Genomic DNA, 15079 nt, shown 5'->3' with positions numbered 1-15079 from the left:
ACGGCGCGGCTCACAAATTCATGGACGGTGCCCGATTGCACGCGATAGTCTTCAAACGCGCCGACAGCGTTGAAGGCTGCGCGCGTGCCGGTGATCATCTCAATACCGAAGGCCGCGCCGTTCATGGTCTGCGTTGCGACATCGCCCCCGAGCGGGACGTAAACCGCGTCGATGTCCGTATGCTCCGATGAGAACCGGAACAGGCTGGTGATGAAATCGTCGGGCCGCATCTGCAATGCCGTGCGAACACAATCGAAAAAGGCTGGATCGAATACCACCGAACCGGCCGCATCGAACACATAGATGTCGGCGCGGACATCCTCACGCACCTGATTGAAGCACTCGCCCGTCGATGCACCGACCGATTCCATGATTCGCACGCCCTTGGCCCGGGCTGCCTCGATCAGCGCGCGATCCGCGACGGTGGGGAAGAAGGTGATGCACAGGACGGGATTGACCCGCTCGAGCCCTTCCCCCTCGATCGATGCGATCATGTCCTCTATCGCGCTACCGTCGCGAGGGACGGAGACGACCGCGATCTCTCCCTCGATCGGATCGGTCTTCGCACGGGGCAGCAGTTCCTGATGGCCGACTTCTGCCAGATAGCGGTGGAAGCCGTACCAAATTTCCAGATTGTGCTCATTGTCGAAGGCGGGCTGCGCGACCGGCTGGCCTTGTTCGAGCGCCCGCTCCATCGAATCGGCCAGTTGCTGCACATTGGGCGCGACCAGCGTGACGCTGTGATCGCGATTTCCGATCAGCTCCGGTGTCCCGCCAACACGTGTCGCAATGAACGGTATCTTGTGAACCAGCGTTTCGTATACTGCCATCGTCGAATTCTCGATCAGCGACGGCATCACCGCGATCATGTCGCGCGAACACATATAGCTGAGCGCGGCAGGCTGGTTCTTGTCCGTGACGATCTCGACCGGGAACGGCCAGCGTTCGGCGTGCTGTTCGATGAATGCGATCGGCTTCAGGTTTACGTGGCCGGGAAGCTTCTCGCCTTCCTTGCCGAGAAAGCTGATCCTCTCGATCTCAATGCCCTTAGAGACCAGCGCATCGACGGCATGGACGAACACCTCGAGCCCTTTGCGCGGCTCGAGCCGACCGAAAAACACCAGTTCCCGGGTCTTGACGATATCGCCGATCTGCCGTTCGGGACGCGCATCTTCGACCTGCACTTCCGAAAAATCGACGATGTTCGGCTGCACATAGGTGCGGCCCTTGGGCAGGGTGTACCCGATATGCTCCATGAAGCTGAGCAGGTGGGCGCTGCCGCCGACGACGATATCCGCCCATTCGACGCATTTCTGTTCGGCATAGGCGGCCGTCACCAGATCGCCATTGTCGATCGGCCGCATCTGATAATGACGGTTCCAGATATAGGGCGAGGACGTCTTCATGATGAAAAGCGTGTCCTGAAAGGCAAGTCCCATCCGCTTGGCCTGCAGGCAATAAAACGCACCGCCGCGCCATTCCGACGTATGCACGGCGTCGAACCGGTCATTGTCGCGAAGCCAGCGATAGAAGGACAACCAGCGCCATTGCCATTGCTCGCTCGCACATGCGATCTGGTCGTCGAGATCGGGTAGGTAGACGAACTCGATCCCGAAGCTCGCATAATGTTCGATCCAGTGTTCGGGCGTCTCGTTCTCGACGACACGGCCCTTCAGATAGAGCACCGTGACCTTGTGCCCCTGCGCCGCGAGGCCGCGGGCGAGATGATAATAGGTGGAGGCAATGCCGCCGTTACGCACCGGACCGATAATCTCTTCGGTGGCGATCAGGACGCGAAGCCCCGTCGCCTCGACATCGGATGTGAATCCTTCGAGCGAAGGCAGCGCCTTAACGTCGAATACGTCGCGTTGCATGTCAGTTCCCTTTACGACCCGGGGTGTTTACCGTTTCGGTTGTGCGATGCACAATACCGCGTTGACCATCAGGTCGCGCTCCGAGAGCGTATCGTCGAATTGTTGCAGCCGTTGCATCACCTTGTCGGTCAGGCGATCGCGCACGGATTGCGGCGATTCGATTTCCTTCCACACCTCGACATCATAGTGTTCATAGGTGATCGCCTTGATCTCGTCGAGCCGTATCTGGTTGAGATTCGTGTTGAAATAATGGTCGTCAGGGACATCGGGCGCGATCAGAATGTGATTCCAATCCGCTACCTTGTCCTGCTCCTCATCGCCCGGCGTATAGGCTTCGGGCCTTACCGGCGCCTTGTGATGCCCGTTCCAGCAATAGAAATTATGGTGATGGTAGATGAGGTAGCCGTCCTCCTCGAACAGCATTTTCATGTCCGGGATGATCGAGCGGATATTGTGCAAATGCTCAGTCACATTGTGCAACGTTACTGCGCCGAATTTGTCGTCGGTCGCGAGATCCTCGAACACACCATTGATCAATCGGATATTCGGACAGCGTTCCATGATCTCACGCGGAGTCATGCCGAGATCGGCACGCTTGCGCTTGCGCTTGTTCTTCACCTTCGGCGAATCGAGCGGCATTTGCGGATCGATACCGGTATATTCCGATGCGCCGGCTGCCAGGAAACCGTTTCCGTATGCGCCGAAGCCGCAACCGATATCGAGCACCTTGCGATGACGTATCTGTTCCTGGATCCGGCGTGGCCAGGTCAGATACCCGAACTCGACGGATTTCTCGAGCAGATAAGGGTCGTAGTTCTCGATCGCAGCGGCGGGCCCTTTTGCAAAGGCGAAATGGGCGGCTTTCGCATAGTGAACGTCATTGGCCCAGTTGACCGTTGCAATCTTCCTCTCGTTTGCCCGTATCCAGCGGATATCCTTAAGCGCCTGCTCGCGATCGGTCGCGAGGGTGCCATCGATCGACTCGATCTTGGCCTTCAATCGCTTCTCGAATTCATTCTGCTCCTTATCGTCCTTGCCACTCTTTGGGCCGAATCGCTTCGGAGCCGCTTCCGCCTTGCCGTCTAGATGGGCCTTGATATCCTCCTTGATGCGGATCCCGAGATCGTGATTGGGGCGCGCGTCGAGAAAGGCATCGATCAGCTCTTCGGCTTCCGAAACCGCTCCCTGCCCCAGCTTTGCCCTTGCCAGATGCAGATCGATGATGCCGATCGCAATCTTCCGTTTTGCTTTCTCGAGAAGGATGACCGCCTGGTTGTTGTCCCCGCTCTTCAGCGCTTCCTTGGCCTCCTCGATCAGTTCGTCGAGTGCATCGACCCGTTCTACGGCACTTTTGACGGCGGCAGGCTGGGCACCCAGTTCACCGGCCCGCGCGAATTCTTCCCGCGCCTCCTCGAAGCGGCCAAGCCACTCGAAAATCTTGCCCCGCCGCATATGGGCTGACCAGTTCTTCGGATTCTTGCTGATAAGCTGGTTGACGATGACGAGGGCTTCATGCGGTTCATTCGACGCAAGCAACTTCTGTGCGGTCTGGAGCGGTGTGGGCATAAATCGGGAAGGCTTTCACATAGTGACGGAAACGGTTCAGCCTGGTGCAGTGACGACGGCGACTCATTTCCTCCAACTGGCGCGGTACTTATGATGTTCCTTTCATAGTAACACCCGTTTCTTCGCTGCGCCACAGCATAGGCGATCCCAAACCGCGCCGCGTCAATGGCAAAAACCAAAAAACACGGGTGACATCGGTCTCGGCATCCAGCATGGGAGCGCTCTGGTCGCGCCCGTTTATGGAGAATGCTGCACGACGCCATCGCCCGCCGATCATCGCCAAGAGCCATCTGCTCTGAATCACGCCCGATCGGATGCACAATCATTTCAAAACAAACTGGTAGCGCAGGCCATCTTCATAAAGACATGACCGGACGGTGCCAGATGCTCCGACCAAGAAAATTCAGTTGAAGGGATCACGAATGAAACTTCTCGTTACCGGCGGCGCCGGTTTTGTCGGCAGCAACCTGATTGCCCGGCTGGAAGAGACAGGCGACCACGAAATCGTCGTCCTCGACGACGAAAGCATGGGCTCGCGCGAGGCGATCGCCGATCTGGATGCAGGGTTCGTCAAGGGCGATATCCGCGATGCCGATGTGCTCGACCGGATCATGCCCGGCGTCGACGCGGTCGTGCACCTCGCCGCCGATACGCGTGTCATCCCCTCGATCGAGAATCCCGCCGTCAACCTCGACGTCAACGTCAATGGCACGTTCGAAGTGCTGCAGGCGATGCGGCGACACGACGTTGGCACGATCGTCGCGGCATCGACCGGCGGCGCGATCATGGGCGAGGTCGAACCGCCGGTGCACGAGCAGATGGTACCGAGCCCGGGCTCGCCCTATGGCGCGTCCAAGCTCGCCATGGAGGGCTATCTTTCGGCCTTTTCGACGAGCTACGGCATGAAATGCGCCGCGCTGCGCTTTTCCAACGTCTACGGGCCGCGATCGTGGCACAAAGGCAGCGTCGTCGCGCATTTCATCAAACAGATATTCAAGGGCGAACCGCTGACCGTCTATGGCGATGGCGGCCAGACGCGGGACTATGTCTTCGCCGAGGACCTGTCCGACGGCATCATCCAGGCGATCACGTCCGACGCCACCGGCGCGATCCAGCTTGGCACGGGTATCGGAACCCCGCTGAACGACATCATCGACATGCTTCGCGATATTTCGGGCAAGGATTTCGAGGTCGAATACGAGCCATTCCGCGCCGGCGAGGTCGTGTTCACCTATTGCGACATCAGCCATGCGCGCGAGACGATCGGCTATTCGCCGGATACCGGCCTGCGCGAAGGCCTCGAAAGGACCTGGAACTGGTTTGCCGACAATCGCGAGAAACTGTCCATCTGACGCCGCCTCGCCTATGGCGGCGCGATGACGCGTATCGGCTTCTTCGAACCGGCCTGGACCGCGCAGCGGCGCGAATTCTGGGAGCTGCGGGGCAATCACAAATACCCCGATCTGCTCGGCCGCCTATGCGACGAGGCCGAAGTTACGCTGCTCATGCCGGCCCTCCCGCCGGAAGACGATCCGTACCGGACGCGGCTCGAAGAACAGCATGGCGTCTTGTTTCAGAGGATCGAGACACTGGACGAATCCGGTGACGGCGCGGTTGATGACCTGACCGACGACTATGTTCGCGAGATTCGGACGCATGACATCGACATCGTCTCGACGCTGAACGGCCGGCCGATCGGACATAACCACGCACTGGCGCGGGCGGCGGGGATGACGGGTGCCGATTTCGTCTATCGCGTGGCGGGCGACGATCTGGCCATTAACGCCGCTGTATCGCAGGAAAGAGACGAACCGTTCGAAGGTACATCCCGCTGGGCAACCAGGGTCGCGCAGGAACGCCATGCCTTCGCCGCCGCCCGCACGATTGTGGCGATGAGCAATTCGGATGCAGCACGCATCGCCGCTGCGATGTCCGATCCTGCCAAGATCGAAATATGCCATCGCGGGGTTGATCAAGCGCATTTCGCTCCGGCCGAACCGGCACCGAAGACATGCCGCAACCTCCTCTTCCTCGGCCGCAATCGCGCGGAAAAGGGTGTCGATATTGTCGAGGCTGCCGCAGACCTGCTGGCCGAAACCCATCCCGGCATTCGGATTACGCTTGCCGGCGAGTTCGAACCCGGCGAGCGTGGCAATCGGCTTTATCGCAGGTTCACGCCCTATGCGAAGCTACCCGATCTTTACCGGGCGCACGACGCGCTGCTCCTGCCCTCGCGGTCGGAAGGCTATCCCACGGTGGTGATCGAAGCGATGAGCTGCGGCCTTCCGGTCATCGTCTCCCGGCACCTGTTGGGGAACGATCTGTCGGAAGAGACCGGTGCGAAGCTCGTGTCGACCGATCCGGCGGACGTCGCCGATGCGGTTCGCGGCATGGCCGACGATGCAGCCCGTTTCCGGCAGCTTCAGGCGGCTGCGCTTGCGCATGCCCGGGCGGAATTCGAGCAGGAAGCCAATCGCAAGCGATTCCACGATGCGCTGCTGGGCCAAACGGCATGACGGGCGCCCTGCCCTTTCACCGTTACTGGCTCGCTTCAGGCGAAGGCCTGGACGCGCAGCAATCCGCGATCGATCCCCCACCCTGGCCGCTCAATGCCATACCCACCAAGGTGATCGCGACCGATGACGAGGCCATGCACGCCTTGGCCGCACATCATCCCATCGATGCCCGCGGGAAATCGCTCGACGAATTGCTCGCGATCTTGCCCGCTCCCGAAAAGGGCGCCGGCTATTTCCAGATCGTCGACACAGCCGTGCTCGATTTCCTGCCCGGGCTGGAGCAATTGGCCGAGCAACTGAAGACGGCAACGCCTTCGATCGTCCGCGCGTCGGTCATGCGGATCGAAACGGCGCGCATTGCCGTCGAGGATATATCGGAGGCGCTTGCCGCTTTCTGGATCCGCGCCGATCGATTCGGCGACCTTGCGGCAGAGCAGGAAACGCTCGCCCGGCGCGTGGCAGCATTATGCGCGAGCGTCACCGACCTGTTCGACGGCCAGATTGTGACTGGCGGCTATTGTCAGACTTCCGCAGAGCCCGGCCAGGCGGAGCTCGAACACGCACGCAAGGCTGCGGCGATTTCCAAGGCGGATCGCGAACGCTACCTCCAGCGCAAGGCGCAATGGGAACGCCGCAAGGCGCGCGAAGCGGAGCGCATGGCAGAACCGGCGGTCGCACGTCCGCGCAAACGCAGCTTCCTCAGCCGGCTATTCCGCCGCTAGTCCGATCTCGCGGGCGAGCCAGCGCGCGGCTTCGGAGGGACTGGCCTTGTCCGTATCGCGATCGACCATATAGTTCGCCTCGCGCATCGCTTCGACCGGGATCGCATCGAGCAGCGGGCGGAGCGCGGCGACAAAGCGCTCGTCATCCACCCGACCGGGCGCTACCATCACGACCGCGTCGTAATTGGGGATGGCTCCGCGCGGATCGGACAGCGTCGCCAGATTGCTCGCCGCAATCCTCCCGTCCGACGAAAAGGCCGTGATGACGTCCACCCGCCCGCTTTCGACAGCCCGATACATGAAGGTCGGCTGGAATGACTGGGCGTCGGCGAAGTTCATGCCATAGGCGTCGCGGATGCTCGCCCATTCAGGCCGGTTCAAAAATTCCACATCGGTGCCCATCGTCATTTGCGGCGCCGCGCGGGCAAGATCGTCGAGCGTTTCCAGCCCGAAGCGCCGCGCCGTTTCCTGCGTCGTCGCAAAGGCATAGGTGTTCTCGAATCCAAGGCGGCCGAGCACTTGCGCACCGTAATTCTCGTCGACCCATTCCGAGAGCCCTGCGAGCATCTCGTCGCGCGGCGGATGGTCCTCCCGCCGCATCGCATTGGTCCAGAGCGTGCCGGTGTAATCGACATAGACATCGATATCGCCCCGCGTCAGCGCCTCGAAGGCGACGGTCGAACCGAGCCCGTCGCGATAGCGGACTGTATATCCTGCCTCTTCGAGCCGGTCGCCCATCATCCGGGCCAGAATATACTGCTCGGAAAAGCCCTTGGCGCCGATCGTCACGCTGTCCTGGCCGCTGCCGCCGCCGAAGGAAAAGGCCGGTGCGAGCGCGATGAGGACACCGGCGATCAGCGCCACCGCGCCGCCCCAGATTTTCGGCTTGCTGCGGCCCGCGATGCCGCTCTCGATCAAGCCAAGAAGCCCGTCCACGACCAAGGCCAGCGCCGCCGAGGCGAAACAGCCGGTGAGGACGAGCATCCAGTTTTGCGTCTGCAGCCCGGCGAAGATCATGTCGCCAAGACTCGGCTGGCCGACCGTCGTCGAAAGCGTCGCCGCACCGATCGTCCAGACGGCGGCCGTGCGGATGCCCGCCATGACCACCGGTGCAGCCAACGGCGCTTCGACAAGCCGCAGCTTCTGCCGCCCCGTCATGCCGACGCCATCGGCCGCTTCCGAGATCGCGGGATCGATCCCGACCAGCCCGGTCACGGCGTTGCGCAGGATCGGCAGCACGGCATATAGGCCAAGCGCGAGCAGCGCGGGAAGAAAACCGAGCGCCGGCAAAGCTGCGCCCACCGGCGCGAGCAGGCCGTTAAGCGCCAGCAGGAACGGGTAAAAGAGCGCGAGAAGCGCCAGCCCCGGGATCGTCTGAACGAGGCTCGCCGCCCCGAGAACGACGCGCCGTAGCCGGGGCCGCCGCGATGCAGCGACGGCGAGCGGCAGCGCGATACACAGGCCGAGCAACAAGGCCGCCGCCGACAACAAGACATGGTCGGCAAGCAGCGAGGGGACCTGTGCCAAGGCTTGAGCGAGACGGTCGTTCACCGCTCTTCCCCCAGCCGCCCGAGTTTTTCGATCTGCCGCTTGGGCACGGCCATCAACGCCCGCGCCACGTCGCCACTCGCACCGCCGAATAGCGCCTGCGGCGTTTCGTCGGCGACGATCCGGCCCTGGTGCATGACAAGAATCCGGTCGGCGAGGAGCAGCGCTTCTGCCATGTCGTGCGTGACGAGGATCGTCGTCAGTCCGAGCCGGTCGTGAAGAGCGCGATAGGCTTCGCCGAGCTGGTCGCGTGTCACCGGGTCGAGCGCGCCGAAGGGTTCGTCCATCAGCATCAGACCCGGCTCGCCGGCCAATGCACGCGCGAAGCCGACGCGCTGTTGCTGGCCGCCCGACAGTTCGGCCGGGAGCCGTGCTGCGAAATCGCGCGGCAGATCGACGAGATCGAGCAGGTCGCCGATGTCGTTCGTCATGACGCCCTGTTCGAGCCGCCCGACGATGCCGATATTCTCGGCGACGGTCATGTGCGGGAACAGGCCGATATTCTGGAAGACATAGCCGATATGACGGCGCAGCCGGGCGGGTTCCTCGCCCTCGACCGGCTTGTCGTCGATCGAAACCGCGCCAGCGCTCGGCTCGATCAGGCGGTTGACGGTCTTGAGCAATGTCGACTTGCCCGAACCGGATTCGCCAACCAGCGCGACGAAGCTGCCGGCCTCTATGGTCAGATCGACGCCGCTGACAGCCTCGGTCGCGCCGCCGTCATAGCTTTTGGACACGCCCGCGAAGCGGACCGATGGCCCCGTCATGATCGTCCGCCCGGCATCGCCGCAGCATCGCGGCCAACCGAAGCGCGGTCAACCGCCGCTATTTTCCGGCGGGCGTGGCGCCAGCAGGTCGATCATCGGACGGATGATCCGGCGCATATGCCCCGGCCCGCCGCTCGTCAGGAAGATATAGGCCTGCGTCCGATAATCGGGCGTGTTGAAGCTGAAGAGCTCGGTCCCGCGATCCGTGCCGTCGAGCTGTGCACGGCGGTCGGCGAACCAGCTTTGGTGTTCTTCGTCGAGCACCGCGCCCGAAAGCAGATAAGCGTAGAACCGCTGCAGATCGCCAAGCGTCGAGACCATGCCGCCGCTCCCAAGGACGAGCCACGACGTCGGCCCCCAATTGGGCGGAATATTCGGCAGGCCGCGTTGGTTGCCATGGCCTTCGGCGAAATCAGTCACATTGAGACCCAGCGCGTCGCCATAATCGCCCGTCCGCGTCATCCCCGCCGGATCGAAGAAGTTCTGTCGCAGGAACGCCGCATAAGGTTGACCGCCGACACGCTCGACGATCGCTGCTAGCAGCCCGAATGCCCAATGCGAATGCACGTCCTGGCTGCCGGGCTCGAAGAGCAGTGGGACCGCCCAACTGCGCCGCTCGAACTCGGTCCGGTCGATCCAGCCGAGATCGGAATCCCAGTCGCTGTCGTTCGCGGGGAAATCGGGAAAGCCCGAACGACCCGTCATTAGCTGTTCGATGGTGATTCCGGCCCGGTCTGCGGGAACGCCTTCGAAATGATCGGCAAGCGTGTCGCTGCGACTTAACCGGCCCTGCTGGGCGAGCAGCAGGATCGCTGCCACCGTATAGTCGATCGGCCGCGATCCCGTGTCGAACACGGTCTCGGCGGTGATCGGCGTGCCCATGGCGGCGTTCGCCATGCCATATCCCTTTTCCAGCAATATCTCGCCATCCCGCATGACGAAGACGAGCCCGTGGCCGCCCGCCTCGGCGACGAAATCGTCGACCTGCTGCTCGAGCGTTGCAAGGGTCAGCACCATCGGCGCTTCAGGCTCGAGAATTTCCAGCGAGGCGATCCCGTATGGCGCTTCGGCTTCCGGCGTGAAGCGGACGGTGCGCGTTCCGTCCGCCCCGTCGAAGACCATCGTCACGCCATCGACATCCCCCATCAGCGCGACACCGCCGCTCGCCTCTGCGATAGCCCGGATTTCGGCGAGCAGCGATCGGCGTCCCTCCGCCGTCGTTTGTGCCTTGAAGCTCTCGCCGAACCGATTGGCCTCGAACTCGGCGACCGCCTCCTCCAGCGGCCGCGCCGCCAGCTCTTCCAACGCGGTTGCATGGCCGATCGTCGCTTGCTCGGCCGCATTTTGCGCCGCCGCCACGGTGGGCACGGCGACCAGCGATGCAATCCAGAGCAGGATGGTCAGATATCGCATGTCGGCACCTCCCTTTGTCTACATCTGTAGTCAACGGGGCGCAGCGATGCAAGCCATCGGGCGAGACGGCGCACGCGAATGCCGCTAAACCCAAAGAAAAACGAATCCAATGGGGAGAGGAACCGTGGACGCAAAGACGATTTTCATCACCGGCGGCGCATCGGGCATCGGCCGCGCGGTCGCGCATTATTTCGGCGCGCGCGGCTGGTTCGTCGGTCTGGCCGACGTCAACGAGGCGGGAATGGATGAAACCGCCGCAGGCATTCCCGGCGGCATGAGCGCCACCTATCGGCTCGACGTCACCGACCGGGAGCAATGGAAGGATGCGATCACGGATTTCTCCGAGAAAACCGGCGGCCGGATGGACGTGCTCTTCAACAATGCCGGCATCGGCATCGGTGGCCCGATCCAGGAGATGAGCGATCACGATATCGACCGGACGATTGCGATCAACTTCACCGGTGTCGTCAACGGCATACGCGCGGCGTTCGAGCTGCTGCGCGATACGCCCGACAGCTGCATCCTCAACACCAGCTCCGCGGCGGGGATCTATGGCGCTTCGGGGCTGGTCGTCTATTCGGGCACCAAATTCGCCGTCCGCGCGCTAACCGAAGGGCTGGAAGGCGAGCTGGCACCCTATGGCATCCGATCGCGCGCGCTGATGCCGAGCTTCATCGACACGCCGCTTCTTGATGGGCCGGTGACCGGACGGAACAGCTCGACGCGCGACGTGGTTCAGGAAGCCGGACTGGAAATCACGCCCGTGTCCGAAGTGGCCGAGGCCGCCTGGGAAGCGGTAAACGGCAAGCGAATCCACACGACCGTTGGGAAAACGGCCAAACGCCTCGCCTTCGCCGCCCGCTGGATGCCGGGCCGGCTGCGCCGCAGCGCGCGCGGCCTGGCGAACGATTCGGCGCAATAGACCGCTGGCCGCCTAGCGCCGCAGTTCCTTGCGGATGACCAATTTGAGGCCCGACCAGGTCTCGTCGACCGCGCACACCTTGATATCGACGAGACCCATCGGCAGGGCGACGTCGCGGATTACGTCCTCGGTAATGTCGGTCTCGACCTTCGATGCCTTTTTCGGCCAGCTGATCCAGACAAAGCCATCCTGTGTCATCGTGTCGCGCAATTGCCGCAGCCGCCTCTTCAGCACCGATTTCTCGGTCGTGAAGAGATGCGCGGCCACTGGATGGTCGGGCTCGCCGCCCATCCAGTGAATATCGGCCGTCCCGGCGATTTCCGCCGCGACGCTATCGGGCAGCCCCGATTGCCAGACGGTCATACCGTCCTTCAGGCCCAGTTTTCTGGCCAGCGGCGTTGCCGAATAGCCGGCCGGCACGGCTTACACCACGCCGAAGGCCAGCATCGCGTCGGCGACCTTCTTGAAGCCCGCGATGTTCGCGCCCTTCACATAGTCGACATAGCCATCGCCATTGTCGCCGAATTCGACGCACTTGCCGTGAATGCCTTCCATCAGCTCGGTCAGCATGTCGCCAAGCCGCTCGTGATTCCAGCTGATGCGTTCCGAATTCTGGCTCATCTCGAGGCCGGACACGGCCACGCCACCGGCATTGGCCGCCTTGCCGGGCGCGTACATGATCTTGGCGTCATGGAAGACCTTCACGCCTTCCAGTGTCGTCGGCATGTTCGCGCCTTCGGACACCGCGATCACGCCGTTCGAAACCAGCTCCTTCGCCTCGTCCTCATTGAGCTCGTTTTGCGTCGCGCAGGGCAGAGCGACGTCGCACGGCACGTCCCAAGGGCGCTTGTCCTCGTGGAAGCTCGCATTGGTGAAGTGATCGGCATATTCGCTGATCCGGCCGCGCTTGACGTTTTTGAGGTGCTTGATCCAGTCGATCTTGTCCTGGTCGATGCCGTCCGGATCGTGAATGAAGCCGCCACTGTCCGACAGCGTCAGCACTTTGCCGCCCAGCTGGACGATCTTCTCCGCCGCGTGCGTTGCGACATTGCCCGATCCGGAGATGACGGCCGTCTTGCCCTCGATGGAATCGCCTTTGTGCTTGAGCATATTCTGCAGGAAATAGACCGCGCCATAGCCGGTCGCCTCGGGGCGCATCTGCGACCCGCCATATTCGATACCTTTGCCGGTCAGCACGCCTTCCCAGCGATTGGTGATCCGCTTGTACTGGCCGAACATATAGCCGATCTCGCGCCCGCCGACGCCGATATCGCCAGCCGGAACGTCGGTTTCCGGGCCGATATGCCGATAAAGTTCTGTCATGAAGCTCTGGCAGAAACGCATGACTTCGGCGTCGGACTTGCCCTTGGGGTTGAAGTTTGAGCCGCCCTTGCCGCCGCCCATGGGGAGGCCGGTCAGCGAATTCTTGAACGTCTGTTCGAAGGCGAGGAACTTGAGAACGCTCTCGGTCACGCTCGGGTGGAAGCGGATGCCGCCCTTGTACGGGCCGATGGCGTTGTTGTTCTGGACGCGCCAGCCGCGTTGCACGCGGATATTGTGATTGTCGTCCTCCCAGCAGACGCGGAAGGAAACCACCCGATCGGGCTCGGCGATCCGGCGCAGGATCTGCGCCTCGTGATATTCTTCCTTGTCCTCGATGAAGTCGAAAATGTCCTGCGCCACCTCGCGCACGGCCTGGATGAATTCGGTCTGGCCGGGATTGCGCTTTTCCACCCCCGCCATGAACTGTTCGAGATTGACGTGATCGCTAACGGCCATGTGCCCCGCTCCTGTTATCCAAAATGCGTCGCGACCGCTTGTCGCCCGCCCCTCTGATTCGGGGGCTAAGCGAGCGCGGACATTAGCAGAAAGAACGCGGGTTTCGAGTCACTCCGTTGGCTGATCGAACAGGGCCGCGAGACGCTCAAGCTGCTCGCGTACCACGCCATCGACTGCGGGCGCGATCTGGTCGACCGGGAAACGCATATGGCCGCCCACGACATAGGTCTGTGTGATCCGCGTGCCCTCCGGCGTCGCCGCAAGGTCCCAGGTCAGCGTTGCGGCGAGCGCCTCGCTCTGCAGCGGGCCGAGCGCGCCGGACAGGCGCAACAGCCGGTCGGGCATGGCCATCACGACGCGCTGATGCTCGACGCTCCCCTGTTCGGACGTTTCGCAGAAACAGCCGCCGGCGACCGGTTCGAGCGAAAAATTGGCGGCATCGCCGAACCAGCTATGCTCGGCATTCCAGTAGCGCGCCGGATCGATCAGCGCGTTCCACACCTCACCAGGCGGCGCCGCGATATCGGCGGTGTTGGTGGCGACGAAGCCATGGTCCGAGGTTTCAACCTCAGCCTTGACAGGAACCGCCAACGCCAGCCCCACCATTGCGGCAATTGCCCAAACACGCATCGAAAATCCCCCGACTTGATTGACCGTTCAAGTCGATTGATATGCGAGGTCCGACCGCGATGCAAGTCGCGGCACACGCAACCGGATTTTCGAAAAGGCTATTCGCCGTCGAGGATCGCCTCGATCGCGTCGGACACGACCTCTATGCTCGCCATGCCGTCGACGCGGCGGACGATACCCTGGGGCTCGTAATGCGGGATGATCGGCGCGGTTTTCTTGCGATATTCTTCGAGCCGCTGCTTCACCGTTTCGGCATTGTCGTCGGCGCGGCGCTTGAAATTCTTGCTGCCGCAAACATCGCAGACGCCCTCGACCTTAGGCCGCTTGAATGTGTCGTGGAAGCCTTCGCCGCAATCGGCGCAGGTGAAGCGGCCGGTGATGCGTTCGACGAGCGCGGCCTCGTCGACGACGAGTTCGATGACATAGTCGAGCGGCATGCCCTTTTCAGCGAGCAGCGCATCGAGCGCATGCGCCTGGGCAGGGGTGCGGGGATAGCCGTCCAGAATAAAGCCGTCCTGGACATCGTCCTCGTCGAGACGATCGGAAAGGATGCCCGTGACGATCTCGTCGGAGACGAGTTCGCCGCGTTCCATCACGGCCTTGGCCTTGAGCCCGACTTCGGTCTCGGCGGCGACGGCGGCGCGCAGCATGTCGCCGGTCGACAGCTGGATCATGCCGCGCTCGTCTTCGAGCTTCGAGGCCTGCGTGCCTTTGCCGGCCCCGGGCGGGCCGATCAGAATGATGTTCATCGGCGCTGGCCCCCGCCCTTCAGCTTCGCCTTCTTGATCAGATCGCCATATTGGTGCGCGAGCAGATGGCTCTGGATCTGGCTAACCGTGTCGATCGTCACGTTGACGACGATGAGCAGGCTGGTGCCGCCAAGCACGAACGCCTGGATACCGGCCTGCGTCCACACGATTTCGGGCAGCAGGCAGATCAGCGTCAGATAGGCGGCGCCGACCACGGTAATGCGCGTCAGCACATAGTCGAGATAGTCGGCCGTGCGCTTGCCCGGGCGAATGCCGGGGATGAAGCCGCCATGCCGCTTCAGATTGTCCGAGGTTTCTTCCGGATTGAAGACGACGGCGGTGTAGAAGAAACAGAAAAAGATGATCAGGCCCGCATATAGTGCGAGATAGAGCGATCCGCCGCGGCCGAGCGCGTTGGTGATCGTCAGCAGCAATTCGTTGCCAGTCGAGCTCGTGTCGGTGACGTTGCCGCTCATGAACTGGGCAACGGTGATCGGCATCAGCAGCAGCGAGCTGGCGAAGATCGGCGGGATCACGCCTGCGGTGTTGATCTTGAGCGGCAGATGCGACTTGTCCTGCGTCATGCCGCCGCG

General features: G+C 62.4%; 15 protein-coding genes. 4 read left to right on the top strand and 11 right to left on the bottom strand.

The features are described from left to right. The 3 genes from Q0139_RS11445 to Q0139_RS11435 all read right to left on the bottom strand — a co-directional run. The coding region (locus Q0139_RS11445) for a glycosyltransferase family 4 protein (RefSeq protein WP_298021858.1) at positions 1-1874 on the bottom strand (1874 nt) is incomplete at its 3' end. A gap of 27 nt (positions 1875-1901) precedes the next feature. Continuing rightward, a complete protein-coding gene (locus tag Q0139_RS11440; protein WP_298021855.1) occupies positions 1902-3440 on the bottom strand; it encodes a class I SAM-dependent methyltransferase in 1539 nt (512 codons plus the stop codon). Positions 3441-3528: 88 nt separating this feature from the next. Further along, on the bottom strand, positions 3529-3723 hold the full coding sequence (locus Q0139_RS11435; protein ID WP_298021852.1) for a hypothetical protein: 195 nt from the start codon (positions 3721-3723) through the stop codon (positions 3529-3531). Between the two features lie 139 nt (positions 3724-3862). Here Q0139_RS11435 and Q0139_RS11430 point away from each other — a divergent pair, with 139 nt between their 5' ends. Genes Q0139_RS11430 through Q0139_RS11420 form a run of 3 tightly spaced genes read left to right on the top strand, consistent with a single transcriptional unit; the run spans position 3863 to position 6678 of the window. After that, complete coding sequence (locus Q0139_RS11430; protein WP_298021848.1) at positions 3863-4792, top strand: NAD-dependent epimerase/dehydratase family protein; 930 nt, start codon at positions 3863-3865, stop codon at positions 4790-4792. 24 nt (positions 4793-4816) lie between these two features. After that, on the top strand, positions 4817-5956 hold the full coding sequence (locus Q0139_RS11425) for a glycosyltransferase family 4 protein (RefSeq protein ID WP_298021845.1): 1140 nt from the start codon (positions 4817-4819) through the stop codon (positions 5954-5956). After that, positions 5953-6678: a hypothetical protein gene (locus Q0139_RS11420; RefSeq protein WP_298021842.1), complete on the top strand. Its 726-nt coding sequence runs from the start codon at positions 5953-5955 to the stop codon at positions 6676-6678. Before Q0139_RS11425 ends, Q0139_RS11420 begins: the two co-directional genes overlap by 4 nt. Here the strand turns inward: Q0139_RS11420 and Q0139_RS11415 are convergent. Genes Q0139_RS11415 through Q0139_RS11405 form a run of 3 tightly spaced genes read right to left on the bottom strand, consistent with a single transcriptional unit; the run spans position 6664 to position 10406 of the window. After that, on the bottom strand, positions 6664-8229 hold the full coding sequence (locus tag Q0139_RS11415) for an ABC transporter permease/substrate-binding protein (RefSeq protein ID WP_298021839.1): 1566 nt from the start codon (positions 8227-8229) through the stop codon (positions 6664-6666). The genes Q0139_RS11420 and Q0139_RS11415 overlap by 15 nt on opposite strands. Further along, a complete protein-coding gene (locus Q0139_RS11410; protein WP_298021836.1) occupies positions 8226-8993 on the bottom strand; it encodes an ATP-binding cassette domain-containing protein in 768 nt (255 codons plus the stop codon). Before Q0139_RS11410 ends, Q0139_RS11415 begins: the two co-directional genes overlap by 4 nt. A gap of 48 nt (positions 8994-9041) precedes the next feature. Further along, entirely contained in the window at positions 9042-10406 is a 1365-nt protein-coding gene (locus tag Q0139_RS11405) for a serine hydrolase (protein WP_298021833.1), read from the bottom strand. Positions 10407-10515: 109 nt separating this feature from the next. Between Q0139_RS11405 and Q0139_RS11400 the strand changes: the two genes are divergently transcribed. Then, entirely contained in the window at positions 10516-11328 is an 813-nt protein-coding gene (locus Q0139_RS11400) for an SDR family oxidoreductase (protein ID WP_298021830.1), read from the top strand. Positions 11329-11340: 12 nt separating this feature from the next. On the opposite strand, the gene Q0139_RS11395 is transcribed toward Q0139_RS11400, so the two are convergent. The 5 genes from Q0139_RS11395 to Q0139_RS11375 all read right to left on the bottom strand — a co-directional run. Further along, positions 11341-11748: a DUF3052 family protein gene (locus Q0139_RS11395; RefSeq protein WP_298021826.1), complete on the bottom strand. Its 408-nt coding sequence runs from the start codon at positions 11746-11748 to the stop codon at positions 11341-11343. A gap of 3 nt (positions 11749-11751) precedes the next feature. Then, positions 11752-13107, bottom strand: a complete 1356-nt coding sequence (gdhA, locus tag Q0139_RS11390) for an NADP-specific glutamate dehydrogenase (RefSeq protein WP_298021823.1) — start codon at positions 13105-13107, stop codon at positions 11752-11754. 108 nt (positions 13108-13215) lie between these two features. Beyond that, a complete protein-coding gene (locus tag Q0139_RS11385) occupies positions 13216-13737 on the bottom strand; it encodes an SRPBCC domain-containing protein (protein ID WP_298021821.1) in 522 nt (173 codons plus the stop codon). 98 nt (positions 13738-13835) lie between these two features. Beyond that, positions 13836-14486 carry an adenylate kinase gene (locus Q0139_RS11380; RefSeq protein WP_298021818.1) on the bottom strand — a complete coding sequence of 217 codons (651 nt, stop codon included), beginning with the start codon at positions 14484-14486 and terminating at the stop codon, positions 13836-13838. Continuing rightward, positions 14483-15079 (bottom strand): preprotein translocase subunit SecY (locus Q0139_RS11375; protein ID WP_367180746.1); only part of this gene is annotated, 597 nt, incomplete at its 5' end. The genes Q0139_RS11380 and Q0139_RS11375, both read right to left, overlap by 4 nt.

Origin of the sequence: uncultured Parasphingopyxis sp., assembly GCF_937129435.1 — a bacterium.
Taxonomy (GTDB): domain Bacteria; phylum Pseudomonadota; class Alphaproteobacteria; order Sphingomonadales; family Sphingomonadaceae; genus Parasphingopyxis.
Note: the sequence above shows the minus strand (reverse complement) of the source record. Positions and strands in the feature narration are given on the sequence as shown.

What these genes read in the sequence shown, in the direction of transcription:
- Q0139_RS11405 (WP_298021833.1), bottom strand. Translation starts at nt 10,406, where the DNA reads ATGCGATATCTGACCATCCTGCTCTGGATTGCATCGCTGGTCGCCGTG.
- Q0139_RS11380 (WP_298021818.1), bottom strand. Translation starts at nt 14,486, where the DNA reads ATGAACATCATTCTGATCGGCCCGCCCGGGGCCGGCAAAGGCACGCAG.
- Q0139_RS11425 (WP_298021845.1), top strand. Translation starts at nt 4,817, where the DNA reads ATGACGCGTATCGGCTTCTTCGAACCGGCCTGGACCGCGCAGCGGCGC.
- Q0139_RS11385 (WP_298021821.1), bottom strand. Translation starts at nt 13,737, where the DNA reads ATGCGTGTTTGGGCAATTGCCGCAATGGTGGGGCTGGCGTTGGCGGTT.
- Q0139_RS11400 (WP_298021830.1), top strand. Translation starts at nt 10,516, where the DNA reads ATGGGGAGAGGAACCGTGGACGCAAAGACGATTTTCATCACCGGCGGC.
- gdhA (WP_298021823.1), bottom strand. Translation starts at nt 13,107, where the DNA reads ATGGCCGTTAGCGATCACGTCAATCTCGAACAGTTCATGGCGGGGGTG.
- Q0139_RS11440 (WP_298021855.1), bottom strand. Translation starts at nt 3,440, where the DNA reads ATGCCCACACCGCTCCAGACCGCACAGAAGTTGCTTGCGTCGAATGAA.
- Q0139_RS11430 (WP_298021848.1), top strand. Translation starts at nt 3,863, where the DNA reads ATGAAACTTCTCGTTACCGGCGGCGCCGGTTTTGTCGGCAGCAACCTG.
- Q0139_RS11420 (WP_298021842.1), top strand. Translation starts at nt 5,953, where the DNA reads ATGACGGGCGCCCTGCCCTTTCACCGTTACTGGCTCGCTTCAGGCGAA.
- Q0139_RS11410 (WP_298021836.1), bottom strand. Translation starts at nt 8,993, where the DNA reads ATGACGGGGCCATCGGTCCGCTTCGCGGGCGTGTCCAAAAGCTATGAC.